Genomic DNA, 4283 nt, shown 5'->3' on the forward strand with positions numbered 1-4283 from the left:
GATATTGTGCTGGAAAGCAGCAGCCGGATAAGCCTGAAGGTGGGCGGTTCGTTTGTGGTCATCCACCCGGGCGGCGTGGATATTATGGGGCCGAAAATCAATCTCAACAGCGGCGGGAGTCCGGGTACGCCAGTGGGGACTCTGCAACCAGCGGTGCTGAAAGCACTGGCGAGTGAGGGAGATGTAATGCCTGAGCAGAATAATAGTGAAGACAGCAATAACCCCGAGAACAATGACAGTTCAAAAGAACAGAATGAACCAGAATCTGATGAAGAAAATAGAAAAATTCAAATTATCACAAATAAATTGAGTATATCGGAATCACAGGTGGTCGGGCTGGACTTTAAAATCAGGAATGAGAATGATGATACATTAATTAGGTCCATTACATCCCAGAGCACTGGGGAAAGTGAATTATATCCAGAGGCATTATTTTCAGACGCATGTTACTTACTCATTGGTAAAGAAAGTGATGAGTGGCAGGTTTATGTTTCTGTAGATGACTTATAAGGTGAACATATGTCGTCAGAACTGTTAGTTGTTTTTAAAGATTCATTGATGGGAAGCCCATCAGGTTTGCAATACAAAATTACCGTAAATGATATTGAGATAGATAATAACAATGTATCTGAGCACAATAATTCGTTAATATATCATTTTACAACAAAAGGCGATATAATTACTATTTCATCATCCAGCTTGCAAAAAACAATTCCGACTGCAAGTGAGTATGAAATTAAAATATTTATTCTAGATAAAGAATCCGAAAAAGAAATAGGGAGTACGATCCTACCAGATGGAAAAAAAGTGACAATGGTAGTCGTATCGCCCTGGACCAAGGTACCAATCAATGTTAATGAGTCAGGTGATAATTTTCCTGGCGATTTTTTCAATGTTGAATATGAAGAGAGAATATCATCAAAAATATCTTTCGGTGAGAAAAGTACTGTAATAAAAAGTACAAAGATAGTAATAAGAGATATTCCAAGAAAGATAATATTAACCGCCTTGAAATATCGGGGATCCACAAAATGGGCCGGAACAAAGGAAAAAGATTCTTACCATCCCATACTGAAAAAAACATATCATTTTGGGTCGAATACGAATAAATGTAGTGCCTTTGTAAATGATGTATTGCTTGAGGCTGGACTGACTGTACCGTGGATTGAAACTGGTTATGCACATTATACACCACAATGGCTTTATCAGGAACTTAGACCTCCCCTGGCAGAAGAATGGGCTGATCCAACAAAGTTAGCAGAACAATGGAAATACTCCACTACACCCCAACCAGGAGATGTAGGCGCCTATATAAAAAAAGAGAAAGGTGCGACAGGACATGCAGGAATAATTATTTCATCAGGAGTTACGATATCAGCAAACAGTGAAGTAATTATAGTCAATGATGCAGGATTTAGAAATAAAAATGGCACTGCTATAACTACAAAATTTCATTCTGAAAATGATTTCAATTCTTTCAGAAGATATAGGTTACAAGATGAAAAAAAATAGAATAACATTAATAATTATACTCATAATGATTATCTTTACTTCATTAGCATACTTTAATTTTTTAAGTGCCAACAAAACATCTTGCCAAGCCTATAGAAATACAGCACCTAAAGAAAACATTTTTTCTAAAATAATTACAGAGGGAAGTGAATCAAAGATTGGTAGATGGAAAGAAATGGAGAATGTATACGATATTTTTTTCAACGATCAATTATATATGATTAGTGAAACCCCAAAAGACTATCTTTCTAGCGCTATTAGAATAATATTAAGTAAAGACTATGATCAAAGCCAGAAAGTTTATACTATTATATTAATGCAAAACCTACCCATTAAAGAGTATATGTGTTTCATGGATGCAGTGAATGAACAATTTGAAAAAGGTCTTATTGACAAAGAAGTAGCTCGGTTTGCCATTTTACCCGACATTAATCTTTACAGTACATCAATTTATTATTGGTGGCTCCCAGATTGGCGAGAAAGGTTTAAGAAAAATGCCAATAGTCTATTTAAACAAAAACTGATAGATGATGTATTAAGCGGCCGATACTTCTTCTATGCGTTACGAAAATAAGCAGCATAAAGATCGTAAGTCAATAAATATATTCAAAACTTGTCAATGGTATAAAAAAGCGATTAAACAAGGGTTGGTTGCAGACATGCCCTTACTCAATAAAAAAGGAGAGACAGTAAAAGACAAAAAAGGTGAGGTGGTGTATGAAAAAAAACTTCAGGTTTCTACAGATAAGTGGAAAAACCTTGAGGAATTAAAAAAAGGCAGATATATCACGGGAATAACACCATATCCTAGTCACGCAACGGCAGATGTACAGCAATGGTTAAATCTTCGTTTTAAACCTGAATATGCCATTATGGCAGCAGTCGATTACGGCGTCGAAAATTTAGCATCGCTGAAAAAAGCGGGATATAAGATTGACGGACTTAATGATGCTGAAAAAGCTAAAATCATATACTTAACTCATCATCTTGGTCTAAGTGACGCAAAACGTTTTATTAACAATAAAATTACTGAAGGTAGTGCAAAAATTTTACTAACTGCACAAGTGGGAGATGAGTCAGCCAAGGCAAGGTCCAAAACAGCAGGGTATGTGAAAGCACACAGAAAGTGGCTGATGAATTATATAGATGGAAACATTAAATTAAGTGATTATTTTTGCCATGAGAAAACAACCATAAACAACCCTGAAGATATCGATCTAATAGATATAATTAAAAAGATCAATAAGGAAATATAATGACCAAGTATTTTGCTCCCATCTTGTCCTTACTAATATTCTCATCTACAAGCATGGCTGATTGCAATTCTAATTCGTTATTTTGTTATTATACTAAGTTTGGTATTCTCGATCAGATAACGAGATCCACCTCTGGTGATGATTACTCTTACCTTACCCTTAATGGAGTGAATATATACAAGGCAAAAACCGATTACATGTCATTCATGGATGATGATATGCTTGATGATGATATGGTTTTTTTTAAGAATAACAAATACTTTACCACTAAGACAGTTATTACATATACTTTAAACGAGCGTTGCCTTGATAGAATAGATTATCAGGGTTTTTGCAGTATCAGTGTAGTTCTCGATTTTTCAGGCGACAAACCTGTTATATCCAATGGATTCACTCCGGATTCAGGCAATTCGGTTATCGACTGGGTTTCATGGGGAAAAGCAAATGCAATCATTGTGTTTGAAGATGAATCTAAGTTCAAATATATGAATGGACATGTTGAGCGTATTGTTAAATAAAGGTAAGATTATCGCTGTTATTAAATTGAGGTGACGGATTCAATGGATATCGCACATGTTTCGATTTCTACCGGTAAGTGGAAAAATCTTGAGGAATTAAGATATATCACGGGAATAACGCCGTATCCTCGTCACGCAACGGCAGATGTACAGCAATGGTTAAATCTGCGTTTTTAAACCTGAATACGCCATTATAGCGGCAGTCGATTATGGGGTTGAAAATTTAGCATCGCTGAAAAAGGCAGGATATAAGATTGACGAACTTAATGATGCTGAAAAAGCTAAGCTTATATACTTAACCCATCATCTTGGCCTAAGCGATGCAAAACGTTTTATTAACAATAAAATTACTGAAGGTGGTGCAAAAGAATTGCTAATAGCACAAGTGGGAGAGGAATCAGCCATTTCAAAAGCCCACCAAAATGGAGGGTATATGAAAGCTCACAGAAAGTGGCCAATGGATTATATAGATAACAATATTAATGTGGGTACATATTTTTGCCCAAAACTAGTCAACTCCCAAAAAGTAAAGACTTACGGATTAGAATCGATTATGAATAAAATTCAAGAGATAGAAAAATGAGTAAGTGTCACAGGCGTGGGCCGGTGCCGGATTTGGCAACCTCGCCATTCCGCGCGTGGGTCAGGAAGTGATAGTGGATTTCCTCAACGGCGACCCGGACCAGCCCATTATTATGGGCCGCACCTACCACCAGGACAACCGCTCGCCGGGCACCCTGCCGGGCACGAAAACGCAGATGACCATCCGCTCGAAGACCTACAAAGGCGGCGGATTTAACGAACTGAAATTCGATGACGCCACGGGCAATGAGCAGGTCTATATCCACGCACAGAAGAACATGGATACGGAGGTACTGAACAACCGGACAACGGATGTGAAGGTGGACCATACGGAGACCATCGGCAATAACCAGAGCATCACTGTGGGACTGGGCCAGACGGTGACCGTAGGGAAAGAAAACGCATCCGGACACGA

At 37.8% G+C, this 4283-nt stretch carries 4 protein-coding genes and 2 pseudogenes; all 6 read left to right on the forward strand.

Annotated features, from left to right (window positions below; genetic code table 11):
- Positions 1 to 510 (forward strand): annotated as a pseudogene (locus tag OGV98_RS12420) (hypothetical protein); the annotation flags it as partial.
- A gap of 9 nt (positions 511 to 519) precedes the next feature.
- A complete protein-coding gene (locus OGV98_RS12425) occupies positions 520 to 1512 on the forward strand; it encodes a C40 family peptidase (protein ID WP_202580929.1) in 993 nt (330 codons plus the stop codon).
- A complete protein-coding gene (locus OGV98_RS12430; RefSeq protein WP_048233015.1) occupies positions 1499 to 2086 on the forward strand; it encodes a hypothetical protein in 588 nt (195 codons plus the stop codon). The genes OGV98_RS12425 and OGV98_RS12430 overlap by 14 nt, the downstream gene beginning before the upstream one ends.
- Complete coding sequence (locus OGV98_RS12435; protein ID WP_053088662.1) at positions 2070 to 2768, forward strand: hypothetical protein; 699 nt, start codon at positions 2070 to 2072, stop codon at positions 2766 to 2768. The genes OGV98_RS12430 and OGV98_RS12435 overlap by 17 nt, the downstream gene beginning before the upstream one ends.
- Positions 2768 to 3286, forward strand: coding sequence for a hypothetical protein (locus OGV98_RS12440; RefSeq protein ID WP_193147906.1), 519 nt, complete (start codon positions 2768 to 2770; stop codon positions 3284 to 3286). Before OGV98_RS12435 ends, OGV98_RS12440 begins: the two co-directional genes overlap by 1 nt.
- A 587-nt stretch (positions 3287 to 3873) precedes the next feature.
- Positions 3874 to 4283 (forward strand): annotated as a pseudogene (locus OGV98_RS12445) (bacteriophage T4 gp5 trimerization domain-containing protein); the annotation flags it as partial.

Origin of the sequence: Citrobacter sp. Cf136 (genome assembly GCF_030333815.1) — a bacterium.
Taxonomy (GTDB): domain Bacteria; phylum Pseudomonadota; class Gammaproteobacteria; order Enterobacterales; family Enterobacteriaceae; genus Citrobacter; species Citrobacter freundii.

What these genes read in the sequence shown, in the direction of transcription:
- OGV98_RS12425 (WP_202580929.1), top strand. Translation starts at nt 520, where the DNA reads ATGTCGTCAGAACTGTTAGTTGTTTTTAAAGATTCATTGATGGGAAGC.
- OGV98_RS12430 (WP_048233015.1), top strand. Translation starts at nt 1,499, where the DNA reads ATGAAAAAAAATAGAATAACATTAATAATTATACTCATAATGATTATC.
- OGV98_RS12435 (WP_053088662.1), top strand. Translation starts at nt 2,070, where the DNA reads ATGCGTTACGAAAATAAGCAGCATAAAGATCGTAAGTCAATAAATATA.
- OGV98_RS12440 (WP_193147906.1), top strand. Translation starts at nt 2,768, where the DNA reads ATGACCAAGTATTTTGCTCCCATCTTGTCCTTACTAATATTCTCATCT.